Here is a 25,463-nt window from a genome sequence, read left to right on the forward strand (position 1 = left end):
GCGATGCATATCCTCTCCACCACCAACGCCACGCTCGACGACCTCGCCGAGCCGGTCGACCTCGCGCAGGCGCCGGCCGGGATGGTGGTGGCCTCGTTCGCCGACAGCGACCTCGCCGCGCTGGCGCGGGCCTACGAGCCGGGCGACGGGGCACCGAGCCTCGCGCTCGCCAATCTGCGCGAGCTGAAGCACCCGATGTCGGTGGACCTGTGGGTCGACCGGCTGGCGCCGCATGCGAAGATCGTGCTGGTGCGGCTGCTCGGCGGGCTCGACTGGTGGCGCTACGGCGTCGAGCGGCTGGCCGAGGCGGCGCGGCGGCACGGCTTCATTTTGGCGGTGCTGCCGGGGGAGGATCGCGACGACCCGCGCCTCGCGGAAGCCTCGACGCTGCCGGCGGCGGAACTGGCGGGGCTGCTCGGCTATTTCCGCGCCGGCGGACCGGACAACATGCGGGCGCTGCTGGCGGCGCTGGCAAGGCTGACCGGCCGCGCGGTGGAGGTGCCGGACGCGGTGCCGCTGCCGCTGGCGGGGGAATATCGGTGGAGGCCTATCCCCGACGCTCTCGGGGACAGGGCTTCGGGCGACGGACCTGCTGTCGCCGGCGCCGGTGAAGCGGGCCGGGGAATGCGGGGGCGGCAGGCGGTCGTCCCGGTGATCTTCTATCGTTCGCTCTTGCTGGCCGGCGACGCGGCGCCGGTGGATGCGCTGTGCGCGGCGCTGGCGGTGCGGGGGCTCGACCCGCAGCCGATCTTCGTCGCCAGTCTCAAGGACGCGCAATCGGCGGATTTCCTGCGCCATGTGCTGCCGGAGACGGCGCCCGCCGTCATCGTGACGCTGACCGCCTTCGCCGCCGCCGAGGCCGGCGAGGCGAGCCTGCTCGACCTCACAGACGCGCCGGTGCTGCAGGCGGTGGTCGCCACCACCCGGCGGGCGGCGTGGCGGGAGGGGATGCGCGGGCTCGCCAGCGCCGACCTCGCCATGCATGTGGTGCTGCCGGAGATCGACGGGCGGGTGCTCGCCGGGGCGGTCTCGTTCAAGGACGCGGCCGATGCGGCTTCCGGCTTTACCCATCTGCTGAACCGGCCGGAGCCGGAGCTGATCGCCGCGCTGGCCGACAAGGTGGCGGCGCTGGCGCGGCTGCGCATGACGCCGGCGGCCGAGCGGCGGGTGGCGATGCTGATGCCGGACTATGCCGGCGCGGCGGGACGCACCGGCTGGGCGGTGGGGCTCGACGTGCCGGCGAGCATGCTGGCGGCGCTGCACGACATGTGGGCGGCGGGCTATCGGGTCGCGGACGTGCCGGTGGACGGGCGGGCGCTGGTGGAGGGGCTGCTCCCTCTCCCTGCCGGGGAGGGGGCTGGGGTGAGGGGGGCTGTCGAGCCGGCCTTGGAACGGCCCCTCACCCAACCCTCTCCCCGGCGGGGAGAGGGCTTTGCCGGCGCGGCGCTCTCTCGCGCGCATTACAAACGCCTCGTCGCCGCACTCCCGGTCGGGGCAATGGCAGCGGTCGACGCCGCCTGGGGGCCGCCCGAGGACGACCCCGACTTTGTCGACGGCGGCTTCCGCTTCCGCGCCATCGCCTGCGGAAACGTCACCGTCGCGCTGGCGCCGGATCGCGGCTCGATGGCCGAGCGGCGGGCGCAGTATCACGACCCGGCCCTGCCGCCGCGCCACGCGCTGGTCGCGTTCGGACTGTGGATGCAGCGGGAATTCGACGCGCTCGTCCACATGGGCGCGCATGGCACGCTGGAATGGCTGCCGGGCAAGCAGGTGGCGCTGACCGGCGGGTGCTTCCCGCAGATCGTGCTGGGCGCCCTGCCGGTGGCCTATCCGTTCATCGTCTCCAATCCCGGCGAGGCGGCGCAGGCCAAGCGGCGCATCGCGGCGGTGACGCTCGGCCATCTGCCGCCGCCGCTGAAGGAGGCCGGACTCGACGGCGACGCCCGCGACCTCGAACGCCTGCTCGACGAATATGCGCAGGCCGACGGGCTCGACCGCCGCCGCCGCGAGAAGCTGGCGACGCTGATCGTCGAGGAGGCGCAGCGCAGCGGCCTCGCCGGCGAGGCGAGGCTGGGCGGCGCCGAGGGACCGGACGAGGCCTTGCGCCGCATCGATGCCTGGCTGTGCGACCTGAAGGAACTGCGGCTGAAGGACGGCTTCCATATCTATGGGCGCGGAGCTTGCGGAGCGGCTGAGCGCGACGGGCTGCTGGCGGCGCTCGACGGGCGACGGGTGAAGGCCGGCCCGGCGGGAGCGCCTGCGCGCGGGCGAACGGATGTCCTGCCGACCGGGCGCAACCTGTTCACCGCCGATCCGCGCGGCCTGCCGACGCCGACCGCGATGGACCTCGGCCGGCTCGCCGCCGAGGAGGTGGTGCGCGCCTATCTGCAGGCGCATGGCGACTGGCCGCGCGCGCTGGTGCTCGACCTGTGGGGCAGCGCCAGCCTGCGCACCGGCGGCGAGGAGATCGCGCAGGGGTTGGCGCTGATCGGCGCGCGCCCGATATGGGACCCGCAGACCGGGCGGGTGACCGGCATCGAGGTGCTGCCGCCCGCCGCGATGGGGCGGCCGCGCGTCGACGTCACCTTCCGCATCTCGGGGCTTTTCCGCGACCTGTTCCCGGCGCAGATCGCGCTCATCGATGCCGCCCTGCGCGCGGTGGCGCGGCGCGACGAGCCGGCGGAGGAGAACCCGCTCGCCGCCGAGGGCGAGGGCGCGCTGCGCATCTTCGGCACCGCGCCGGGCGCCTATGGCGCCGGGCTCGACGCGATCTCCGGCGAGCGGGACGAGGCGCAGGCGGGCGCCGCCTATCTCGCCAGTGCCTCGCATGCCTATGGCGGGCCGGAAGCTGCGGCGCGGCCGGCGGGCGACGCCTTCGCCGCGCGGGTGGCGGCGGCGGACCTCATGGTGCACGGGCAGGACGATCCCGGCCGCGACCTGCTGGAGGGCGATGCCGACCTCGCCTTCATCGGCGGCTTCGCGGCGGCGGCGAATTCGATGGGGCGGATGCCCGACCTGGTGGTGCTCGACACCTCCGACCCCGCCCGGCCGGCGGCGCGCCCGCTCGACCAGGCGCTGGCGCGGATCGTGCGGCGGCGCGTGGCGCCCGGATATGTCGCCGGTCTCCTGCGCCATGGCCCGCGCGGGGCGGCGGAGATGGTGGAGACCGTCGACCGGCTGATCGGCTTCGCCGAGGTGACGCAGGCGGTGCCGGGCCACCTGATCGACCTGATCCATACCGCCTATGTCGGGGATGCGCGGGTGCGGGATTTCCTCGCCGCCCAGTCGCCGGAGGGCGCGCGATTCGTGGCCGGGCGGCTGGCATCGGCGCGGCGGCGCGGGCTGTGGCACCCCAGGCGCAACGATGTCGGCGCCGATCTCGACGCGCTGGCCGGGGGTGAGATCGGGCACGGGACCGGGGAGGCGGCGCAATGAGCCTCGCCGATCTCAGGCGCGGGGCGTGCCCGACCCTGCCGGAGCCGATGCCGACCGGCGACGGGCTGCTGGCCCGCCTCGCGCTCGTCGAGCCGATGACGCCGCAGCAGGCCGCCGGGCTGGCGGCGCTGGCCCGCGCGTGCGGCAACGGCATCGTCGAGGTGACGGCGCGGGGGAAGCTGCAGGTGCGCGGGCTCGACCGCGACGGCGCGGCGCGGCTGGCCGAGGGCGTCGGCGCGCTCGGGCTCGGCCTGCGCGAGGGGCTGGCGGTGGAGATGAGCGCGCTTGCCGGGCGCGATCCCTCGGCGGCCTTCGACCCGCGCCCGCTGGCGGCGGCGATTTCGCAGGCGGCTCATGTCAGCGGGCTCGCCGCCCGGCTGGCGCCGAAGGTGAGCGTCGGCATCGACGGCGGCGGGCATCTCGGGATGTCCGCGCGCGATCTCGACATCGGCGTGACGCCGGCCGATGGCGGCTACCGGATCCTGGCGGCGGGCGCGGTGCTCGGCCGGACCCGCGCGGCGGCACCGGTGGTGCTGGGATTGCTGGAGCGGCTGGCTCGCCTCGGCGACAGCGCGCGGATGCGCGACCTGCTGCGCCTGGAGGGAGCGGCGGCGCTCGGCGCCGGGCTGGAGGCGGTCGACGCCGGCGGCACCATGCCGGGCGAGCCGGTGGGGCGGCATCGTCTCGCCGACGGATGGGCGCTCGGGCTGGGGCCGGCCTTCGGGCAGATGGAGGCCGACGCGCTGGCGGGGCTGGCGGCGAAGGCGGGCGAGCTCGGCGCGCGCTTCGTCGAGCCGGCCGGCGGGCGGGCGCTGCTGATCGGGCCTCTGGACACGGTTGGGGCCGACGAACTGTCGCACTGGGCCGGGGCGGCGGGCTTCATCGTAGCAGTGGACGACCCGCTGCGGCGTGTGGCGGCCTGTTCCGGCGCCCCGGCCTGTGCATCGGCGCACCTGCCGACGCGGGCCCTCGCAAGGCGGCTGGCGCCGCTGGCGCGGGGACGCAGCCTGCATGTCTCGGGCTGCGCCAAGGGCTGCGCGCATCCCGGCAGGGCGGACGTCACCATCGTGGGACTGGACGGCGGGGCCGGGATCGTGGTCGAAGGCACCCCGCGCGATGCGCCGGCGTGCGTCGTGCCTTACGACCGTCTCGCCGGGGTCGCGCGCGAGCTGCTGGAGCGAGACATTCTGGAGGAGCGGGCCATTCTGGAGATTTGCCGTGGCTAACGATTATATCCGCGACGGCGACGCCATCTATCGGCGCTCCTTCGCCATCATCCGCGCGGAGGCCGAGCTCGGCCGCTTCACGCCGGAGGAGGCCGACGTCGCGGTGCGGATGATCCATGCCTGCGGGCTGGTGGAGGCGGCGCTCGCCATCGATTTCGCGCCCGACCTCGTGCGCACCGCGCGCCGGGCGCTGGCCGATGGCGCGCCGATCCTGTGCGACGCGCAGATGGTGGCGCATGGGGTGACGCGCGCGCGTCTGCCCGCCGGTAACGAGGTCGCCTGCACGCTGCGCGACCCTGATGTGCCGGGGCTGGCGGCGCGGCTCGGCACCACGCGCTCGGCGGCGGCGCTGGAATTGTGGCGGGACAAGCTCGAAGGCGCGGTGGTCGCCATCGGCAACGCGCCCACCGCGCTGTTCCACCTGCTCGACATGCTGGATGCCGGGGCGCCGCGGCCGGCGGCGATCCTCGGCATTCCGGTCGGCTTCGTCGGCGCGGCGGAATCCAAGGATGCGCTGGCGGCGGGCGATCACGGCGTGCCGTGGCTGGTGGTGCGCGGGCGGCTCGGGGGCAGCGCCATGGCGGCGGCGGCGGTGAACGCGCTGGCGAGGGCGGGGATATGACGGCGGGTTCCCTGATCGGCGTCGGCCGCCTCATAGGGGTAGGGGTGGGGCCGGGCGACCCGGAATTGATGACGCTGAAGGCGGTGCGGGCGCTCGGGCAGGCCGACGTGGTCGCCTATTTCGCCAAGCGCGGCAATGCCAGCCATGCGCGGGCGATCGCGCATCCGCATTTCCGCGCCGGGGCGGTGGAACTGCCGCTCGACTATCCCGTCACCACCGAGATGCACCGGCATGACGAGGCCTATCGCGCCGCGATCACCGGCTTCTACGACGACAGCGCGCGGGCGGTGGCCGAGCATCTCGACGCCGGGCGGAAAGTGGCGGTGCTCTCGGAGGGCGACCCGCTGTTCTACGGCTCCTACATGCACCTGCATGTGCGGCTGGCGACGCGCTATGAGACGCAGGTGATCCCCGGCGTCACCGGCATGTCCGGCTGCTGGTCGCAGGCCGGCGCCCCGATCGCGCAGGGCGACGACGTGCTCGCGGTGCTGCCCGGCACGCTGGACGAGGCCGAGCTGGCGCGGCGGCTGAAGGAAGCCGACGCGGCGGTGATCATGAAGGTGGGGCGCAACCTGCCGAAGATAAGGCGGGCGCTCGACGCCGCCGGGCGGCTCGAGCGGGCGCTCTATGTCGAGCGCGGTACCATGGAAGGCGGCGGCTGCGTGCCGCTGGCCGGGCGCGACGAGGCGCCGGCACCCTATTTCGCCATCGTGCTGGTGCCGGGATGGAGCGGGCGCGCATGAGCGGCTCCACACCCGGCTTCCTTGCGGTGATCGGCCTCGGGCCCGGAGAGCCGCGCTACCTGACGCCGGAGGCGGCGGAGGCGCTGGTGGCGGCCGAGGCGGTCTATGGCTATGGACCCTATCTCGACCGGGTGCCGGCGCGGGAAGGGCAGAGCCGGCACCCCTCGGACAATCGCGTCGAGCTGGAGCGGGCCGGGGCGGCGCTCGCCCATGCGGCGGCGGGCGCGAAGGTGGCGATGGTGTCGGGCGGCGATCCCGGCGTGTTCGCCATGGCGGCGGCGGTGATCGAGGCGATCGAGGCGGGGCCGGCCGAATGGCGGGCGCTGGACATATCCATCGTGCCGGGCATCACCGCCATGCTGATGGTGGCGGCCAGGGCCGGCGCGCCGCTGGGGCATGATTTCTGCGCCCTCTCGCTGTCGGACAATTTGAAGCCGTGGGATGTCGTCGAGCGGCGGCTGCGGCTCGCCGCGCAGGCCGGCTTCGCGATGGCGTTCTACAACCCGGTGTCGAAGGCGCGTCCCTGGCAGCTCGACCGGGCGTTCGAGATCCTGCGCGAGGAGCTTCCCGCCGGCGTGCCGGTGATCTTCGGCCGCGCGGTCGGGCGTGCCGACGAGCGGCTGGCGACGGTGCCCCTGGCCGAGGCCGAGGGCGCGATGGCCGACATGGCGACCTGCATCCTCGTCGGCACGGCGGCGACGCGGACCGTCGCGCGGCCGGGCCTGCCGGACCTCGTCTACACGCCGCGCCGGATGGGCGCATGAAGGCGGGTCTCGATCCAGGCGAGGGCGTCTTCCACCGTCGCGGCGGCGGGTACGTCCGGGCGTTCCGGCCGGGCGAGCAGCACGACCGGCAGGCCGAGCGCGCGGGCGGCTTCCAGCTTGGCGTAGCTGGCCGTTCCACCGCTGTTCTTGGCGAGGATCACCTCGATGCCGTGCGTTTTGAACAGATCCGTCTCGGCCTCAGGCACGAAGGGCCCGCGGTCGAGCACATAATCGGCGTGCGGCACGGCGAGCGGCGGCTCGACGGGGTCGACGCTGCGCAGCACGTAGCGATGCTGCGGCGCCGCCTCCAGCGCGCGCACCTCGTTGCGGCCGAGCGCGACGAAGACCCGCCGCGGGGCCGCTCCGAGAAGCGCGAGGGCGGCGGGGAGATCGGGGGCCTCGCGCCAGTCGTCGCCGGGACGCGGCGTCCAGGCGGGGCGGGCCAGCGCCAGCAGCGGCACGCCGGTCCGCCGGGCGGCCTCGGCCGCATTCCGCGACATGGCGGCGGCGAAGGGATGGGTGGCGTCGACCAGCGCGTCGATCTGCTCCGCGCGCAGATGCGCCATGAGCCCTTCCGCGCCGCCGAAGCCGCCGATGCGGGTCGGGGCCGGGTAGCCAAGCGGGTTGCGCGTGCGGCCCGCAAGCGACACGCTGAGGGCGATGTCGGGGCGGGTGCCCAGCGCCTCGACCAGTTCGCGCGCCTCCGACGTGCCGCCGAGCACGAGCAGGCGGAACGGGCGGGAGGCGGCGGGATGAGGATGTGTCATGCCGGATGCTGAAACCATGGCGGCGGACAATGCGTCGGCGGGCGTCTGGTTGTCCATCGTCGGCATCGGCGAGGATGGCCTCGACGGGCTGTCGGCGCGGGCGCGGGCGCTGATCGAAGGTGCCGACGTGGTGTTCGGCGGCGCGCGGCATCTGGCGCTGGCGGAGGCCGCCATCCGGGGCGTGGCGCGGCCGTGGCCGAGCCCGTTCGAGGATGGGGTGCGGCAGGTGCTGGAACTCGCCGGCGACAAGGTCTGCGTGCTCGCCTCCGGCGATCCATTCCTCCACGGCGTCGGCTCCGTGCTGGCGCGCCATGTGCCGGTGGCCGAGATGGAGGTGGTGCCGGCGCCCTCCGCCTTCAGCCTCGCGGCCGCCCGGCTCGGCTGGGCGCTGACCGAGACGACGTGCCTCTCCGCGCATGGCGGGGCGGTGGCCGGCCGGGCGGTGGAGGGCATCCGCCGGCATTTGCAGGATGGGCGGCGCCTGCTGGTGCTCACCTCCGACGCCGAAGGACCGGGAGCGATTGCGGCGCTCTTGGCTTCGAGCGGCTTCGGCGGCTCGCGCCTCCATGTGCTGGAGGCGCTGGGCGGCGCGCGGGAGCGGGTGCGCGCGGCGCCGGCGGAGGGGTTCGCGCTGGGCGACGTCCACCCGCTCAACCTCGTCGGCATCGAGGTGGCGGCGGGAGAGGGGGCGCGGGCGATCCCGCTGACGCCCGGCCTGCCGGACGAGTGGTACGAGAATGACGGGCAGCTGACCAAGCGCACCGTTCGCGCGGTGACGCTGGCGGCGCTGGCGCCGCGCCGGGGCGAGCTCATGTGGGACATCGGCGCCGGGGCGGGGTCGGTCGGTATCGAATGGATGCTGGCGGACCCCTCGCTTGCGGCCATCGCCATCGAGGAACGCCCCGAGCGGGCGGCGCGGGTGCGGCGCAATGCCCTGGCGCTGGGGGTTCCGGGCCTGCGCATCGTCGAGGGCGCGGCGCCGGACGTGCTTGCCGGGCTGCCGGCGCCGGACGCGATCTTCGTCGGCGGCGGGGCGAGCGAGGCGGGCGTGCTGGACGCGGCCATCGAGGCGCTGAAGCCGGGCGGCCGGCTGGTCGCCAATGCGGTGACGCTGGAGACCGAGGCGGTGCTGCTGGCGCGGCACCGGGCACTGGGCGGCGAGCTGGTGCGGCTGTCGGTGGCGCAGGCGGCGCCGGTCGCCGGGATGACCGGCTGGCGGCCGGCGATGCCGGTGACGCAATGGGCGTGGGTGAAGCCGATGCGGGTGACACCGTGATCGTGGCCGGGGTCGGCAGCCGGCGCGGGGTGACCGCGCAGGAGGTGAGCGCAGCGGTGCGCGGGGCGCTGGAGCGCTACGAGGTGAAGCTGTGCGACATCTCGCTGATGGCGACGCCGGCGCTGAAGGGCGGCGAGGCCGGCATCATGAAGGCGGCGCTCGATCTCGGGCTGCTGCTGGTGCTGGTGCCGCAGACGCAGATGGAGGCGGCCGGCACGCGGGCGATGACGCATTCCGAGCGGGTGGTGGCGCTGATGGGCGTGCCCTCGGTGGCGGAAGCCGCGGCGCTGGCGGCGGCGGGGCGCGGCTCGACGCTGGTCGGCCCGCGCTTCGTATTGGGATCGGTGACCTGCGCGCTGGCGCGGGAGCGGGAAAAACAGTGAGCGCGGCAAGGTGATTGTGCATTTCATCGGGGCGGGGCCGGGGGCCGCCGACCTCATCACCCTGCGCGGGCGCGACCTGATCGCCCGCTGCCCGGTCTGCCTCTATGCCGGCTCGCTGGTGCCCGCCGAGATGCTGGGCTGGTGCCCGGAGGGCGCGCGGATCGTCGACACCGCGCCGCTGTCGCTCGACGAGATCGAGGCGGAATATGTGCGGGCGCAGGCCGCCGGGCAGGATGTGGCGCGGCTGCATTCCGGCGACCTGTCGATCTATTCGGCGGTGGCGGAGCAGATGCGCCGGCTCGACCGGCTCGGCATCGCCTATACGCTCACCCCCGGCGTGCCGGCCTTCGCGGCGGCGAGCGCCCTGCTCGCCCGCGAGCTCACCGTGCCGGGCGTGGCGCAGAGCGTGGTGCTGACGCGCATCTCGGGCCGCGCCTCGGCGATGCCGGAAGCGGAGAGGCTGGAAGCCTTCGCCGCCACCGGGGCGACGCTGGTGCTGCATCTCGCCATCGCCGCGCTGGAGGAGGTGGTGGCGCGGCTGATGCCGACCCATGGCGCCGGTTGCCCGGCGGCCATCGTCGTCGAGGCGAGCCGGCCGGGCGAGCGGGTGATACGCGGCACGCTGGGCGATATCGTGGCGCGCCACGCCGCCGCGCCCGCCGAGCGGGCGGCGCTGATCCTGGTGGGGCGGGCGCTGGGCGCGGACGGGTTCCGCGAGAGCGCGCTCTACGATCCGCATTACCAGCGCCGTTTCCGGGGGCGGGAATGAGTGCAGGGGACGCCCGGATGGGCATCGTCGCACTTTCCCTCTCCCCGTCGGGGAGAGGGGGCAGGCCATGCCCTCTCCCCGCTCGCGGAGAACTTGCATGAGCGCCCGCGCCCTCATCATCGCCGCGCCGCGCTCGGGATCGGGCAAGACCACGGTGACGCTGGGAATCGTCGCGACGCTGGCGCGGCGGGGGGTGAAGGTGCGGGCGGTGAAATCCGGGCCGGACTATATCGACCCGGCCTTCCACGCGCAGGCGAGCGGCCGGCCGGGGCTCAATCTCGACAGCTTCGCCATGCGCCCCGACCTCGTCGCCGGATTGCTGGCGGAGGTGGGGCGGGAGGCGGAACTGGTCATCATCGAGGCCTCGATGGGCCTGTTCGACGGCATAAGCGGCGAGGCGGGGCGCTCTGGAGCGGCGGCGGACCTGGCGGCGCGGTTCTCGCTGCCGGTGGTGCTGGTGATGGACGTCTCCGGCCAGTCGCAATCGGCCGCCGCGGTGGCGCGCGGCTTTGCCGGGCACGACCCGGCGGTGCGCATCGCCGCCGCCGTGCTCAATAAGGTGGCAAGCCCGCGCCACCGGGCGCAGGTCGAGGAGGCGATGGCGGCGCTCGGCCTGCCGGTGATCGGCGCCGTGCCGCGCGATGCGGCGATGGGGCTGCCGGAGCGCCATCTCGGCCTGGTGCAGGCGGCCGAGCATCCGGCGCTCGCCGACCATCTCGACCGGCTGGCGGCGATGGCGCAGGCGCATATCGACCTCGACGCGCTGCAGGCGCTGGCGGTGCCGCTCGATCTCGCCGCGCCGCTGCGGCCGGCGCTGACGCCGCCGGGCCAGCGCATCGCGCTCGCGCACGACATCGCCTTCGGCTTCGCCTATGAGCACCTGGTCGCCGGATGGCGTGCCGCCGGGGCGGAGGTGGTCGGCTTCTCGCCGCTCGCCGACGAGGCACCGGAGCCGAGCTGCGACGTGTGCTGGCTGCCGGGCGGCTATCCCGAGCTGCATGCCGGCCGGCTCGCCGCCGCCGGGCGGTTTCGCGCCGGCATGGAGCGCTTTTCCGCGGCAAGGCCGGTGCATGGCGAGTGCGGCGGCTACATGGTGCTTGGCGAGGCGCTGGAGGATGCCGAGGGGACGACCCACCGCATGCTCGGGCTGCTCGGCCATTCCACCAGCTTTGCCCGGCGCCGGCTCAATCTCGGCTATCGACGGGTCGAGACGCTGGCCGGCTCGCCGCTCGGCCCGGCCGGGACGAAGCTGCGCGGCCACGAGTTCCATTACGCCAGCGTCACGCAGCCGGGCGAGGATGGTCCGCTGGTCACGCTGGCGGACGGACAGGGCAGGGGGATGGGGCCGGCCGGCAGCCGGCGCGGCCTCGTCTCCGGGGCCTTCTTCCATGTGATCGCGCAGGAGTAAGCCATGACAACGATCTCCACGACGTCTTCCACCCCGTTCCGCACGCCGTTCCGCCGGCTCATCGTTCTTCTCGCCGGGATCTATGGCGCGGCCGGCGTCGGCCTCGCGGCGGCGGCGGCGCATGCGGTGCCGGATGCCAGCCTGTCGACCGCCGCCACCTTCCTGATGATCGGCGCGGCGGCGCTGGCGGCGGGCGCGGCGCTGGCGATCGCGGGCGGCCGGCGCTGGTCCTTCGCCGATGCCGGTGCGGGGCTGATCGCGCTGGGCACGGCGTTGTTCAGCGGGGCGATCGCCGCGCGGGTGTTGTGGGATACCGTTCTTTTTCCTATGGCCGCGCCGACCGGCGGCACTATGCTGATGATCGGATGGGCCGCGCTGGGATTGGCGGCCTTCGAGGGAGCGCGCCGCGGCGCATGAGGTTTCGTATCAGTTGGCCAAAAGGTTGCATGGCGTCCGTGGGTATATGCCGGACCTCTGGTCCGGCCATGCGGACGGGGCGGGCGGCCGATCGCCAGGGGAGCGCAAGGCGCACATGACAGTCGAAGTCGAGAACAAGATGCTGGACAAGCTGGAGACGGCACCCCGGGCGCCGGGCTCCGCCGGCGACGATGTCGCCAGGTTCCGCACGGCGGTGATTGCCAAGCTGACCTATGCCGTGGGCAAGAATCCAGCGGCGGCCAGCGACCGTGACTGGTTTCTCGCCACCGCCTTCGCCACCCGCGACCGCATCGTCGACCGCTGGGTGACTTCCACGCGCCAGACCTATTCGGAGGGCCGCAAGCGCGTCTATTACCTGTCGCTGGAATTCCTGATCGGGCGGCTGCTGTTCGACGCGCTCACCAATCTCGAAATGCTGGAGACGGTGCGTGCGGCGCTCGGCGACCTCGGCGTCGATCTCGACCGGCTGCGGCAGGTGGAGCCGGACGCGGCGCTCGGCAATGGCGGCCTCGGGCGGCTCGCGGCCTGCTTCATGGACAGCATGGCGACGCTCTCCATCGCCGCCTACGGCTACGGCATCCGCTACGACCACGGCCTGTTCCGCCAGGTGATCAAGAACGGCTGGCAGCAGGAATATCCCGAGGACTGGCTGTCCTTCGGCAATCCCTGGGAATTCGAGCGGCCCGAGGTGACCTACGATGTCGGCTTCGGCGGCTCGGTCGAGGCGATCGCCATCGGCGGCGAGCGCAAGAAGCTGGTCTGGCATCCGGGGGAGACGGTGGAGGCCGTCGCCTACGACACGCCGATCGTCGGCTGGCGCGGCCGGCATGTGAACACGCTGCGCCTGTGGTCCGCCCGCGCCACCGACCCGCTGCGGCTCGACGCCTTCAACCAGGGCGACCATATCGGCGCGCTCGCCGACCAGGTGAAGGCCGAGGCGATCTCCAAGGTGCTCTACCCGAGCGACGCCACCCCGGCCGGCCAGGAATTGCGGCTGCGGCAGGAATATTTCTTCACCGCCGCCTCGCTGCACGACCTGATGCGCCGCCATGTCGACACGTTCGGCGACGTGCGCTCGCTGCCCGACAAGGTGGCGATCCAGCTCAACGACACCCACCCCGCCATCGCGGTGGCGGAACTGATGCGCGTGCTGGTCGACGAGCACGACATCGAATGGGCGCAGGCCTGGGACATCACCAACCGCACCATCTCCTACACCAACCACACGCTACTGCCCGAGGCGCTGGAAACCTGGCCGGTGCCGCTGATGGAGCGGGTGCTGCCGCGCCACATGCAGATCATCTACCAGATCAACGCCCTGCACATCGAAGCGGTGCGCAAGGAATTCCCCGGCGACGACGCGCTGCTCTCCTCGGTGTCGCTGATCCAGGAGGATCACGGACGGCGGGTGCGCATGGGCAACCTCGCCTTCCTCGGCTCGCATTCGATCAACGGCGTCGCGGCGCTGCACAGCGAGCTGATGAAGGTGACGGTGTTCAAGGATTTCTACCGCATCTTCCCGGAACGGATGAACAACAAGACCAACGGCATCACCTTCCGCCGCTGGCTCAACGAGGCCAACCCGGCGCTGACCAGCCTCCTGGTCGAGGTGTGCGGGCCGCAGGTGCTGGACGACCCCTCGGCGCTGAAGAAGCTGGAAGCGCTCGCCGGCGATTCGGCGCTGCACGACCGGCTGGCGGCGACGCGCCGGCAGAACAAGGTGGCGCTGGCGCGCCTCATCCGCGACCGGATGGACATCAAGGTCAATCCCGGCGCGCTGTTCGACGTGCAGATCAAGCGCATCCACGAATATAAGCGCCAGCTGCTCAACGTGCTGGAGACCATCGCGCTCTACGACGCGATGCGGGCCAATCCGGCCAGGAACTGGGCGCCGCGGGTGAAGATCTTCTCCGGCAAGGCGGCGGCCAGCTACCACATGGCGAAGCTGATCATCAAGCTCGCCAACGACGTCGCCAGGGTGGTGAACGACGACCCCACCGTGCGCGACCTGCTCAAGGTGGTGTTCCTGCCGAACTACAATGTCTCGCTCGCCGAAATGATCATTCCGGCCGCCGACCTCTCCGAGCAGATCTCCACCGCCGGCATGGAAGCCTCCGGCACCGGCAACATGAAGATGGCGCTGAACGGCGCGCTGACCATCGGCACGCTCGACGGCGCCAATGTCGAGATCAAGGAGCATGTCGGCGACGACAACATCTTCATCTTCGGCCTCACCGCCGAGGAGGTCGAGCAGCGCCGCGCCGCCGGCATCGACGAGGCCTCCGCCATCGCCAATTCGCCGCATCTGAGCGAGGTGCTGGACGCGGTGGAATCCGGCGTGTTCTCGCCCGACGAGCCGGACCGCTTCAAGCCGCTGGTGCAGGCGCTGCGCCACCACGACTACTTCCTGGTGACGCCCGATTTCGACGCCTACTGGGATGCCCAGCGCCGGGTCGACACGCTGTGGAACAACCGCCCCGGCTGGTGGACCTCGAGTGCCATCAACACCGCCAACATGGGCTGGTTCTCCTCCGACCGGACGATCTCGGAATATGCCCGCGACATCTGGAACGTGCCGGTGCTGCAGATGCGATGACGCGGCCGCGGCGGGGCGCCTTCCGGCGGCGGGCGTCCCGCACAGGTTAAGTGACGGCAGGGTGTGGACTTATTGCGGGCGGTGGAGGAACCTTCTCTGTGATCGGTTCTTGAAGGAACGGATCGGGCGCTGGAAAGGTCTTCGAGTATGCATGCGTGGCAGGCCCCGGACCGGGAAGTCGACGCGCTGGTCGACGGCCGGTATCACGACCCGTTCGGGCTGCTGGGTCCCCACGAAACCGCCGATGGCCTTGTCATCCGGGCCTTCGTACCCGAAGCCGAGACCCTCGACGCCTTCGACATCGACGGTGCGCATATCCTGACGCTGGAGCGCCGGCGCGACGCCGGCTTCTTCGAGGGGCTGGTGCCCGGCCGCCCGGCCTGGGCGCGCTATCGGCTGCGGGCGCGAAACGGCGGCGGTGAATGGTGGCTGGACGACCCCTATGCCTTCGCGCCGGTGCTCGGCGCGATGGACGACTATCTGCTGATCGAAGGCACCCATACCCAGCTCTACGGCCGGCTGGGGGCGCATCTGTGCGCCCATCAGGGGGTGGGGGGCGTCGCCTTCGCGGTGTGGGCGCCCAATGCCGCGCGGGTCTCGGTGGTCGGCGACTTCAACGCCTGGGACGGGCGCCGCCACCAGATGCGCAAGCGCATCGACAGCGGGCTGTGGGAGATCTTCGCTCCCGGCCTCGCCGAGGGGGCGATCTACAAATACGAGATCGTCGCGGCCGACGGGCGGCTGCTGCCGCTGAAGGCCGACCCGTTCGGCTTCCGCGGCGAGTTCCGCCCGGCCACCGGCTCGGTGGTGGCGCGCACCGACGGGTTCGACTGGCACGACGCAGAGCATGTCGCCGCCCGCGCGCAGGGCGAGGCGCGGCACAGGCCGATGTCGACCTACGAGGTGCATCTCGGCTCCTGGCGGCGCGGCGAGGACAACCGCTTCCTCTCCTATGACGAGCTCGCCGACCAGCTGGTGCCCTATGCGGCATGGATGGGCTTCACCCATATCGAGCTGCTGCCGGTCTCCGAGCATCCGCTCGACGCGTCCTGGGGCTACCAGCCGATCGGCCTGTTCGCCCCGACCAGCCGCTTCGGCGACCCGGCCGGCTTCGCGCGCTTCGTCGACCGGGCGCACCAGGCCGGGCTGTCGGTGATCCTCGACTGGGTGCCGGCGCATTTCCCCACCGACATTCACGGCCTCGCGCATTTCGACGGCGGCCCGCTCTACGAGCATGCCGACCCGCGCCGCGGCTTCCAGCCGGACTGGAACACCGCGATCTACGATTTCGGCCGGCGCGAGGTCGCCAACATGCTGACCGCCAACGCGCTCTACTGGCTCGACCGCTTCCATGTCGACGGGCTGCGCGTCGATGCGGTGGCCTCGATGCTCTACCTCAACTATTCGCGCAAGGACGGCGAATGGACGCCGAACCCGGACGGCTCCAACGACAACAAGGACGCGGTCGCCTTCCTCCAGCGCACCAACGAGACCGTCTATGCCGAGCACCCCGGCACGGTGGTGATCGCCGAGGAATCCACCTCATGGGCGGGGGTGTCGGCGCCGGTCTATGCCGGCGGCCTCGGCTTCGGCTTCAAGTGGAACATGGGCTGGATGCACGACACGCTGGATTATCTGGCGCTCGACCCGGTGTACCGGCCCTGGCACCACGACCGGATCACCTTCGGCATCACCTACGCCTTCTCGGAGAATTTCGTGCTGCCGCTCTCCCATGACGAGGTGGTGCACGGCAAGGGCACGGTGCTCTCCCGCATGCCGGGCGACGACTGGCAGCGCTTCGCCAACGTGCGCGCCTACTACGCCTTCATGTGGGCCTATCCCGGCAAGAAGCTGCTGTTCATGGGCCAGGAATTCGCCCAGCGCGGCGAATGGAGCGAGGAGCGCTCGCTGGACTGGCACCTCGTCGGCATGGGTCCGCACCATCGCGGCGTGCAGCTTCTGGTGCGCGACCTCAACCTCGCCTATCGCGAATTGCCGGCGCTGCATACCGGCGACTGCGACCCCTCCGGCTTCCGCTGGCTGGTGGTCGACGACAGCGCGCAGTCGGTGTTCGCCTGGCTGCGCACCGCCGGCGAGGACGACGCGCCGGTGGCGATGATCGCCAATTTCACCCCGGTGCCGCGCCCGTTCTATCGGCTCGGCCTGCCGCGCGCCGGGCGGTGGCGGGAAATCGTCAATACCGACAGTGCAGACTATGGCGGCTCGGGGACGGGCAATCTCGGCGGGGTGATCGCCGAGGACGTGGCCGCCCACGGCATGCCGGCCAGCGCCGAACTGGTGCTGCCGCCGCTCGCGACGCTTTACTTGAAATGGGAGCCGGGGTGAGCTTGCGCTCGCTCGGGTGAGGAAACGCCAAAGTCCAACGCGACGATCAAGGAGAAACGACAAAATGGCCAGGCCGACGGTTAATGCGCCCCTCGCCCGCACGGCGATGGCCTATGTTCTCGCCGGCGGACGCGGTAGCCGGCTGATGGAACTGACCGACCGGCGCGCCAAGCCGGCGGTCTATTTCGGCGGCAAGTCGCGGATCATCGACTTCGCACTGTCCAATGCGCTGAATTCCGGTATCCGCCGCATCAGCGTCGCCACCCAGTACCAGGCGCACAGCCTGATCCGCCACATGCAGCGCGGCTGGAACTTCTTCCGCCACGAGCGCAACGAGAGCTTCGACGTGCTGCCGGCAAGCCAGCGCGTCTCGGAGACGATGTGGTATCTGGGAACGGCGGACGCGGTCTTCCAGAACCTCGACATCATCGAGGCCTACGACACCCGCCACATCATCATCCTGGCCGGCGACCACATCTACAAGCAGGACTATGAAGTCATGCTGCAGGATCACGTCGACAAGGGCGCCGACGTGACGGTGGGCTGCCTGGAGGTGCCGCGCCTGGAGGCGAGCGCCTTCGGGGTGATGCATGTCGACCAGAACGACAGCATCATCTCCTTCCTGGAAAAACCGAAGGACCCGCCCGCCATGCCCGGCCAGCCCGACAAGGCGCTGGCCTCGATGGGCATCTATATTTTCGAGACCAAGTTCCTGATCGACCAGCTGCGCCGCGATGCCGCCGACCCGCTGTCGACGCATGATTTCGGCAAGGACATCATCCCCTATATCGTCAAGCACGGTAAGGCGAGCGCGCACCATTTCTCGCGCTCCTGCGTGCGCTCGGACATGGAGACGGCGCCCTATTGGCGCGATGTCGGCACGGTGGACGCCTATTGGGAGGCCAATATCGACCTCACCGGCATCGTGCCGGAGCTCGACCTCTACGACCGCGACTGGCCGATCTGGACCTATAGCGAGATCACCCCGCCGGCCAAGTTCGTGCATGACGACGAGGGCCGGCGTGGGCAGGCGATCTCCTCGCTGGTGTCGGGCGGCTGCATCGTGTCGGGCTCCTCGCTGCGCCGGGCGCTGCTGTTCACCGGGGTGCGGGTGAATTCCTACGGCTCGATCGAGAATTCGGTGGTGCTGCCCTATGTCGAGATCGGCCGTTCCGCCCAGCTCAAGAACGTGATCATCGACGCGCATACGCGCATCCCGGAGGGACTGGTGGTCGGCGAGGACCCCGAGCTCGACGCCAAGCGCTTCCGCCGTACCGACAAGGGCATCTGCCTCATCACCCAGTCGATGATCGACCGGATCGAAGCAGAGGGATGACGCACGGCCGTTCCGGCGGCATCGGGGGCAGGCAATCAGGGGCGGGCAGGGCATCGTGTCGGAGCTGAAACTTCTTTCCGTGGTGTCGGAAATCTATCCGCTGGTGAAGACCGGCGGCCTCGCCGACGTTGCCGGAGCGCTGCCCGCAGCGCTGAAGGCGCAGGACATCGCCACGCGCACGCTGATTCCCGGCTATCCCCGGGTGATGGCGGCGATCGGCGGGGGCGAGACGGTGCACCGCTTCGACGATCTGTTCGGCGCTCCGGCGCGGCTGATCGCCGCCAGCGTCGCCGGGCTCGACCTGTTCGTCATCGACGCGCCGCATCTCTACGACCGGCCCGGCGGACCCTATACCGGCCGGGACGGCCGCGATTTCCGCGACAACGCCCAGCGCTTCGCCGCGCTCGGCGTCGTCGCCTCGGGGATCGGGCTCGGGCTGGTGCCGGCCTTCGTGCCGGACATCGTGCACGCGCATGACTGGCAGGCCGGCCTCGCTCCGGCCTACCTGCACTATGCCGGCGGACGGCGGCCCGGCACGGTGATGTCGATCCACAACATCGCCTTCCAGGGCCAGTTCCCCGCCAGCATCGCGCCGCTGCTCGGCCTGCCGGCGCATGCCTTCTCCATCGACGGCATCGAATATTACGGCACCGTCGGCTATCTCAAGGCTGGCCTGCAGCTTGCCGACCGCCTCACCACCGTCTCGCCCGGCTATGCCGGCGAGATCCTGCAGCCGGAGGCCGGCATGGGCCTCGAAGGGCTGCTCAACGGCCGGCGCGGCGTGCTCTCCGGCATTCTCAACGGCCTCGACGAGGCGGCGTGGGATCCGGCGACGGACAAGCTGATTCCGGCGCCGTTCGACGTGAAGCGGCTGAAGGCGCGCTCGGCCAACAAGGCGGCCCTGCAGGCGCGCTTCGGCCTGCCGCTGCGGCCGGACGCGCTGCTGTTCGGCGTGGTGAGCCGGCTCTCCTGGCAGAAGGGGCTCGACCTGCTGATGGACGGGCTCGGCACGCTGATCGACATCGGCGCGCAGCTTGTCGTGCTCGGCAGCGGCGACCCGCTTCTCACCGAGCGCTATGCCGGCGCGGCGCGGGCCAATCCCGACCGGGTCGGGGTCGAGTTCGGCTATGACGAGGCGCTGGCCCATCTCATCCAGGCGGGTTCCGACGCGCTGCTGGTGCCCTCGCGCTTCGAGCCCTGCGGCCTCACCCAACTGGCGGCGCTGCGCTATGGCGCGCTGCCGGTGGTGGCGCGGGTCGGCGGCCTCGGCGACACGGTGATCGACGTCAACGAGATGGCGCGCGCGAGCGGTGTCGGCACCGGGGTGCAGTTCTCCCCGGTAACGGTGCCGGCGCTGCAGACGGCGCTCACGCGCACCGACGCGCTGTGGCAGGACAAGGCGCTCTGGCGCAAGCTGCAGCGCAACGCCATGACGACCGACGTCTCGTGGAACCGCGCCGCGGGCGCCTATGCCCACCTGTTCCGCGCCCTCGCTGCGGAGCGGGCCGCGTGAGCGACTGGCTGCTGTCGGCAGGGCGGCCGGAACCGCTCGGCGTCACGATCGAGGGCGACGGGGCGAATGTGGCGGTGTTCTCCGCCAACGCCACGCGGATCGAGTTCTGCCTGTTCGACGCCACAGATACCGAGATCGCCCGGCTTCCGCTGCCGGAGCGCAGCGGCGACGTGTTCCACGGCCACATAGCCGGCGTGATGCCGGGCATGCGCTATGGCCTGCGCGCCTTCGGCCCCTGGGAGCCGGCGCGCGGGCATCGCTTCAACCCGTACAAGCTGCTGGTCGACCCCTATGCGGTCGAGCTCGACCGGCCCTTCGCGCTCGACGCGGCGATGGTCGACCAACGCGCCCATGGCGCCGGCGAGGACGAGGCCGACAGCGCCGCCTTCGTGCCGAAGGCGATCGTGCGGGCGGAGGAGGAGGGTACGCGGCGCCCGGCCTTCGACTGGTCGGGCGAGGTGTTCTACGAGCTGCATGTGCGCGGCTTCACCAGGCTGCATCCGGGGATGGCGCCGCCGCTGCGCGGCACCTTTGCCGGCCTCGCCGAGCCCTGCGCCATCGAGCACCTCGTCAAGCTCAGCGTGACCACGGTCGAACTGATGCCGGCCATGGCCTGGATCGACGAGCGGCACCTGCCGTCGCTGGGGCTGACCGATTACTGGGGCTACAACCCGGTCGTGTTCGGCGCCCCGGACCCGCGCCTGGCGCCCGGCGGCTTCGCCGAGGTGCGGCGGGCCGTCGAGGCGCTGCATGGCGCGGGCATCAAGGTGGTGCTCGACGTGGTGCTGAACCATACCGGCGAGAGCGACGTGTTCGGCCCGACGGTGAGCCTGCGCGGGCTCGACAACGCCACCTATTACCGCCACGCCGCCGGCGATCCCGGCCTGCTGATCAACGATGCCGGCACCGGCAATACGCTGGCGCTGGAACGGGCGCCGGTGCTGCGGCTGGCGATGGACATGCTGCGGCGCTGGGCCGGCACCGGGCTCGACGGCTTCCGCTTCGACCTCGCCGCGACGCTGGGCCGGCGGCCGGACGGCTTCGACCCGGAGGCGCCGTTCTTCGCCGCGATGGCGCAGGACCCGATGCTGCGCGACCTCGCGCTGATCGCCGAGCCGTGGGACATCGGGCCGGGCGGCTACCAGGTCGGCAATTTTCCGGCCGGCTGGGCGGAATGGAACGACCATTTCCGCGACACCGCGCGGCGCTTCTGGCGCGGCGAGCCGGGTCGGGTCGGCGAGCTCGCCACCCGGCTCGCCGGCTCGGCGGACGTGTTCGCGCCCCGGCGGCGGCCCTTGTCGCGGGCGATCAATTTCGTCACCGCCCATGACGGCTTCACGCTGATCGACCTCGTCTCCTACTGCGCCAAGCACAACGAGGCGAATGGCGAGGGCAACCGCGACGGCACAGACGCCAACCATAGCTGGAACCACGGCGTCGAGGGGCCGAGCGACGATCTCGATGTGACGGCGCGGCGCAGTGCCGATTGCCGGGCGCTGCTGGCGACGCTGCTGGCGGCGCGCGGCACGCCGATGCTCACCATGGGCGATGAATGCGGGCGCTCGCAGCTCGGCAACAACAACGCCTATGCGCAGGACAATATCCTGACCTGGCTCGACTGGACCAAGGCGGATGAGGGCCTCGCGCGGTTCGCGGGCCGGCTGGTGGCGATCCGCCGGGCGCATCCGGCGCTCACCGGCGCGGCGCCGCTGACCGGGCGGCCACTCGATGCCAGCGGCATCGCCGATGTCGAGTGGCGGGCGCCGGACGGTGGGCCGGTCGGTTGGGAGAATGCCGAGACGCGCGCGCTGGTGGCGGTGTTCTACGCGCCTTCCCCGGAAGGGGCGGGCGACCGGGTGGTGGTGGCGCTCAACGCCTCCGACGCGACATTGCCGCTGATACCGCCGGAGCCGCGCGACGGTTTCCTGTGGCGGCTGGCCGCCGATACGTCGCGGCCGGAGGCCAATGCGGAGGAGGGGCCGTTCGCGCTGCCGGCGCGTTCGGTGCTGATCCTCGTCGAGGAGGCGGCGCCGGGCGTGCCGCGTCGCATGGCTGATCCGGCGCTGCTGGAGAAGCTGGCGGCGGCCGCCGGCATCGCGAACGATTGGTGGGATGTCGGGGGCACCCATCATCCGGTGAGCGACGACACCAAGCGGGCGCTGCTGGCGGCGCTCAGGCTGCCCGCCGGGACGGGCGGCGAGGTGCAGGGCAGTCTTGCCGCGCTTTCCGACGAACGCCACGGCCGCGACCTGCCGCCGGCGCTGGTGGTGCGCACCGGCGGGGCGACGTTGACGCTGGGCGGCGCGGCGGCCTCGAGCGGGCGCAGCCTCGATCTGCATATCGCGTTGGAGGAGGGCGGCGAGCAGGTTCTGCGCATCCGCCCGGAGGACGGCGAGGCGCGCGAGGTGGCGCGGCCGGACGGGCGGCTGGCGCGCGAGCGCCGCATCGGCCTGCCGGAGCTGCCGCCGGGGCGGCACGAGCTGCGGCTCGGCACCGCGCAATGCCGGCTGACCGTGGCGCCGCGCGGCGGCTATCTGCCGCCGTCGCTGGAGGCGAGCGGGCGCGTGTTCGGGCTCGCCGGCCATCTCTATACGCTGCGCCGGGCGGGCGCCGACCACGGCATCGGCGATTTCACCGCGCTGGCCGAGCTCGCCGAGGCCGTCGCCGCCGAGGGGGCGGCGACGCTCGGGCTCAATCCGCTGCACGCGCTGTTCCCGCAGGACCGCGAGCGGGCGAGCCCCTACCACCCCTCCGACCGGCGTTTCCTCGACCCGATCTATATCGACGTCGCGGCGCTGGCGGGGCCGGCGGCGGTGAATGCGGCGCTGGAGGCCGGGCAGGGCGCCTTCGCCGATCTCGCGGTCCGGCCGGACGTCGACTATTCCGGCGTGTGGACGGCCAAGCGGGCGGTGCTGGAGGCGGCCTTCGCCGCGACCGGCGCGGCGCAGGACCCGGAATTCACCCGCTTCGTCGCCGAGGGCGGGGCGGCGCTGCAGGGATTTGCCGCCTACCAGCTGCTGGCGCGGCGCTTCGCCGGGCAGGGGTGGTGGGACTGGCCGGACGGTCTTGCCGACGCGCACGGAGCGGCGGTCGCCGAGTTCGCCGCCGCGCATCGGCAGGAGATGCGCTTCGAGCTGTGGCAGCAATGGATCGCCGACCGCCAGCTCGGCGCGGCGGCGGCGCGCGCGGGGCAGGCGGGACTGTCGCTCGGCTTCTATCGCGACCTCGCGGTCGGCACCGCGCCGGACGGGGCGGAGGCCTGGGGCGAGGCGGAGTCGCTGATGACCGGGGTGAGCGTCGGCGCGCCGCCCGACCCGCTCGGGCCGGAGGGGCAGAACTGGAACCTGCCGCCGCTCGACCCGCTCGCCATGGCGCGCGACGGCTATCGCGGCTATGGACGGCTGCTGGCCGCCAATATGCGCCATGCCGGAGCGCTCAGGATCGACCATGTGATGGGCCTGCGCCGGCTGTTCCTGCTGCCGCAGGGCGCCAGCGCCGCGGAGGGCGCCTATCTCGCCTATCCGTTCGCCGACCTTGCCGGTCAGGTGGCGCTGGAGAGCGCGCGCGCCCGCTGCCTCGTGGTGGGCGAGGACCTCGGCACCGTGCCGGAGGGCATGCGCGGCGAGCTCGATCGCGAACGGATGCTGTCCTACAAGGTGCTGTGGTTCGAGCGGCAGGGCGAGGGCTTCGCGCCGCCGGACCAGTATCCGGCGCTGGCGGCGGCCTGCGTCTCCACTCACGACCTGCCGACGCTGGCCGGCTGGTGGGACGGGGTCGATCTTTCCGAGCGCCTCGCGCTCGGCCTCGACGGCGAGGCGGGATTCGAGGCCGGTCTCGCCGAGCGGGCGCGGGAAAAGGCCCGGCTCGGTGCCGCCCTGCTGCGCGAGGGGCTGATCGACAGCGTGCCGGCGGAGGGCGCGGCGCTGGACCCGGCCTTCCTCGCGGCGGTGCATGCCTATATCGCCCGTACTCCTTCGATGATCGCGCTGGCGCAGATCGACGATCTCGCCGGCGAGACGGTGGCGGTCAACCTGCCGGGCACCGATCGCCAGCGGCCGAATTGGCGGCGGCGGCTGTCGACGCCGCTCGACCGCGTGCTGCAGACGCCGACGGCACGCCTGGCCCTGGAGGCCATGCGCGCCGCGCGTTAGACCGCCGCCCGCCGGTCAGGGCGCCGGAGGAGTGGCGGGCGCCGGGCTCGGCGTGCCGGGCGTGGTCTCCGGCGTCGGGCCGGGGACGGTGGGCGCCGGAGCTGCCGGGGCTGCCGGCGCGGTGGTCGAGGGGGCGGGCGCTGCCGGGGCCGGCTCGGGCGCGGCCGGTGCCGGCATGGTGGAGGCCGGCGGCGTCGGCGCTTCGGTCGGCTGCGGCGTGGTGCGGCCGGAGAAGTGCACCGCCGCATAAAGGGCGATGATCAGCAGCACGGCGGCGGCGATCAGGGTTGTGGTGCGGCTCATGGACCGTCTCCGTTCGTCTAATGCGCCCGTGATGAAATTTTTCATTGTCGTAACGTGCGTGATAGACCAAAGTTCCAGATCAGTGGTCCCGGCGGCCGGCTCCGGCCGTCGCCGGGAGACCGATCGAGCCGCGAAAAGCGGCCGGGGTCCCGCCATCGCTCCGGCGGCGGGATGTCAGGGGAGGAGAACATGATGCCGCAGGCCGAGTTCGACATCGTCACCCTCTCGCCGTCCACGGTGCGGGTCATGCATCGCGTGGCGCACCACATCTACGAGTTCTCGGTGGTCGATGACGGCTGCGGCCGGCGCGTGGTCTCGCAGGGACCGTCGATCCATTTCGGCAAGGAGGGCCAGGTCGCGGCCTGGAACCTCGTCGCCGAGGCCGAGCGGGTCGCCGCCGAGGTCGCCCGCCGCACCGGGATGATCGACTGACGGCCGGCGCACGCCTCGCTTTCCCCACCGCATCAGTCCGCCGCCCCGGCTTTGCCGGGTGCGGCCGCAAGGGTTTCGGCATCCCGCCACTGGCGTCTCGCGCCTGATCATGTATATGGACGAATATATGATCAGGGGAGACGCTGCATGTCCCATATCCGTTTCGACCTTTTCCGCCCGGCGCTGCGCCTTGCGTCCGCGGCGGCCGCCGCGCTGCTGCTGACGGTTACCGTTCCGGCGACGCAGGCGCGGGCGCAGACCACCGTGTTCGCTGCCGCCAGCCTGACCAATGCCTTCCAGGACATCGGCAAGCTGTACAAGGAGAAGACCGGCAAGGACGTCACCTTCTCCTTCGCCGCCTCCTCGGCGCTGGCCAAGCAGCTGGAGCAGGGCGCGCCGGCGGGCATTTTCGCCTCCGCCGACACCAAGTGGATGGACTATGCCGAGGGCAAGGACCTGACGCTGAAGGCGACGCGCGTCACCCCGATCGGCAACAGCCTGGTGCTGATCATGCCGGCCGACAAGGCGAAGCCGGTCACCATCGACAAGAGCTTCGACTGGCTGGCCTTCCTCGGCGCCGACGGCAGGATCGCCACCGGCCTCACCGACAGCGTGCCGATCGGCGTCTATGCCAAGACCGCGCTGACCACGCTCGGCCAGTGGGACAAGGTGAAGGACCGCGTGGTCGGCGCCGAGAGCGTGCGGGCGGCGCTGGCGCTGGTCGAGCGCGGCGAGGCGGCGGCCGGCATCGTCTATTCGACCGACGCGGCCATCGCCAAGAACGTGAAGATCGTCGCCACCTTCCCGGCCGACAGCCACCCGCCGGTGGAATATCCGTTCGAGATCGTGAAGGGACAGGATACGCCGGACACCAGGGCGTTGTTCGATTTCCTCACCTCGGCGGACGCCAAGGCGGTTTATGCCGGGTACGGCTTCGTGGTTCATTGACGCTGGC

Annotated in this window: 19 protein-coding genes; 17 read left to right on the forward strand and 2 right to left on the reverse strand. The window is 72.1% G+C overall.

All coding sequences use genetic code 11. The features are described 5' to 3' along the window. The first annotated feature begins 3 nt into the window (after positions 1-3). From cobN to AC1RU4_RS00240, 5 genes are read left to right on the forward strand one after another with little or no spacing between them, the layout of a single operon-like run. A complete protein-coding gene (cobN, locus tag AC1RU4_RS00220; RefSeq protein WP_492888967.1) occupies positions 4-3,435 on the forward strand; it encodes a cobaltochelatase subunit CobN in 3,432 nt (1,143 codons plus the stop codon). After that, positions 3,432-4,661 (forward strand): precorrin-3B synthase, encoded by a 1,230-nt coding sequence (gene cobG / locus AC1RU4_RS00225; RefSeq protein WP_492888968.1) that lies wholly within the window; start codon positions 3,432-3,434, stop codon positions 4,659-4,661. The genes cobN and cobG overlap by 4 nt, the downstream gene beginning before the upstream one ends. Beyond that, on the forward strand, positions 4,654-5,283 hold the full coding sequence (locus tag AC1RU4_RS00230) for a precorrin-8X methylmutase (protein ID WP_492888969.1): 630 nt from the start codon (positions 4,654-4,656) through the stop codon (positions 5,281-5,283). Before cobG ends, AC1RU4_RS00230 begins: the two co-directional genes overlap by 8 nt. Beyond that, positions 5,280-6,026 carry a precorrin-2 C(20)-methyltransferase gene (locus AC1RU4_RS00235; RefSeq protein ID WP_492888970.1) on the forward strand — a complete coding sequence of 249 codons (747 nt, stop codon included), beginning with the start codon at positions 5,280-5,282 and terminating at the stop codon, positions 6,024-6,026. The genes AC1RU4_RS00230 and AC1RU4_RS00235 overlap by 4 nt, the downstream gene beginning before the upstream one ends. Then, the gene (locus AC1RU4_RS00240; RefSeq protein WP_492888971.1) at positions 6,023-6,790 is read left to right on the forward strand and encodes a precorrin-3B C(17)-methyltransferase; all 768 of its coding nucleotides are present in this window, start codon (positions 6,023-6,025) and stop codon (positions 6,788-6,790) included. Before AC1RU4_RS00235 ends, AC1RU4_RS00240 begins: the two co-directional genes overlap by 4 nt. On the opposite strand, the gene AC1RU4_RS00245 is transcribed toward AC1RU4_RS00240, so the two are convergent. Then, positions 6,763-7,557, reverse strand: a complete 795-nt coding sequence (locus tag AC1RU4_RS00245) for a cobalt-precorrin-6A reductase (protein WP_492888972.1) — start codon at positions 7,555-7,557, stop codon at positions 6,763-6,765. The two genes, AC1RU4_RS00240 and AC1RU4_RS00245, sit on opposite strands and share 28 nt — an antisense overlap. Here AC1RU4_RS00245 and cbiE point away from each other — a divergent pair. From cbiE to glgX, 10 genes are all read left to right on the forward strand, one after another. Further along, on the forward strand, positions 7,556-8,833 hold the full coding sequence (cbiE, locus tag AC1RU4_RS00250; protein WP_492888973.1) for a precorrin-6y C5,15-methyltransferase (decarboxylating) subunit CbiE: 1,278 nt from the start codon (positions 7,556-7,558) through the stop codon (positions 8,831-8,833). The two genes, AC1RU4_RS00245 and cbiE, sit on opposite strands and share 2 nt — an antisense overlap. After that, positions 8,803-9,216 carry a cobalamin biosynthesis protein gene (locus AC1RU4_RS00255; protein ID WP_492888974.1) on the forward strand — a complete coding sequence of 138 codons (414 nt, stop codon included), beginning with the start codon at positions 8,803-8,805 and terminating at the stop codon, positions 9,214-9,216. Before cbiE ends, AC1RU4_RS00255 begins: the two co-directional genes overlap by 31 nt. 10 nt (positions 9,217-9,226) lie before the next feature. Then, entirely contained in the window at positions 9,227-9,985 is a 759-nt protein-coding gene (gene cobM / locus AC1RU4_RS00260; protein ID WP_492888975.1) for a precorrin-4 C(11)-methyltransferase, read from the forward strand. Between the two features lie 97 nt (positions 9,986-10,082). After that, a complete protein-coding gene (locus tag AC1RU4_RS00265; protein WP_492888976.1) occupies positions 10,083-11,393 on the forward strand; it encodes a cobyrinic acid a,c-diamide synthase CobB in 1,311 nt (436 codons plus the stop codon). A gap of 3 nt (positions 11,394-11,396) precedes the next feature. Beyond that, the gene (locus AC1RU4_RS00270) at positions 11,397-11,810 is read left to right on the forward strand and encodes a DUF423 domain-containing protein (RefSeq protein WP_492888977.1); all 414 of its coding nucleotides are present in this window, start codon (positions 11,397-11,399) and stop codon (positions 11,808-11,810) included. A gap of 115 nt (positions 11,811-11,925) precedes the next feature. Continuing rightward, complete coding sequence (locus AC1RU4_RS00275) at positions 11,926-14,427, forward strand: glycogen/starch/alpha-glucan phosphorylase (RefSeq protein ID WP_492888978.1); 2,502 nt, start codon at positions 11,926-11,928, stop codon at positions 14,425-14,427. Positions 14,428-14,574: 147 nt separating this feature from the next. Beyond that, positions 14,575-16,773: a 1,4-alpha-glucan branching protein GlgB gene (glgB, locus tag AC1RU4_RS00280; protein WP_492888979.1), complete on the forward strand. Its 2,199-nt coding sequence runs from the start codon at positions 14,575-14,577 to the stop codon at positions 16,771-16,773. Positions 16,774-16,837: 64 nt separating this feature from the next. Next, positions 16,838-18,109 carry a glucose-1-phosphate adenylyltransferase gene (gene glgC / locus AC1RU4_RS00285; protein WP_492888980.1) on the forward strand — a complete coding sequence of 424 codons (1,272 nt, stop codon included), beginning with the start codon at positions 16,838-16,840 and terminating at the stop codon, positions 18,107-18,109. 55 nt (positions 18,110-18,164) lie between these two features. Next, positions 18,165-19,622 carry a glycogen synthase GlgA gene (gene glgA / locus AC1RU4_RS00290; protein ID WP_492888981.1) on the forward strand — a complete coding sequence of 486 codons (1,458 nt, stop codon included), beginning with the start codon at positions 18,165-18,167 and terminating at the stop codon, positions 19,620-19,622. Continuing rightward, complete coding sequence (gene glgX / locus AC1RU4_RS00295) at positions 19,619-23,773, forward strand: glycogen debranching protein GlgX (protein WP_492888982.1); 4,155 nt, start codon at positions 19,619-19,621, stop codon at positions 23,771-23,773. Before glgA ends, glgX begins: the two co-directional genes overlap by 4 nt. 15 nt (positions 23,774-23,788) lie before the next feature. On the opposite strand, the gene AC1RU4_RS00300 is transcribed toward glgX, so the two are convergent. Further along, a complete protein-coding gene (locus AC1RU4_RS00300; RefSeq protein WP_492888983.1) occupies positions 23,789-24,076 on the reverse strand; it encodes a hypothetical protein in 288 nt (95 codons plus the stop codon). A 189-nt stretch (positions 24,077-24,265) separates the two neighbouring features. Between AC1RU4_RS00300 and AC1RU4_RS00305 the strand changes: the two genes are divergently transcribed. After that, positions 24,266-24,508, forward strand: a complete 243-nt coding sequence (locus tag AC1RU4_RS00305) for a hypothetical protein (RefSeq protein WP_492888984.1) — start codon at positions 24,266-24,268, stop codon at positions 24,506-24,508. Between the two features lie 147 nt (positions 24,509-24,655). Continuing rightward, positions 24,656-25,456 carry a molybdate ABC transporter substrate-binding protein gene (gene modA / locus AC1RU4_RS00310; RefSeq protein ID WP_492888985.1) on the forward strand — a complete coding sequence of 267 codons (801 nt, stop codon included), beginning with the start codon at positions 24,656-24,658 and terminating at the stop codon, positions 25,454-25,456. Positions 25,457-25,463 lie beyond the last annotated feature (7 nt).

Source organism: Ancylobacter sp. GW821-FHT10E12 (assembly GCF_058809335.1).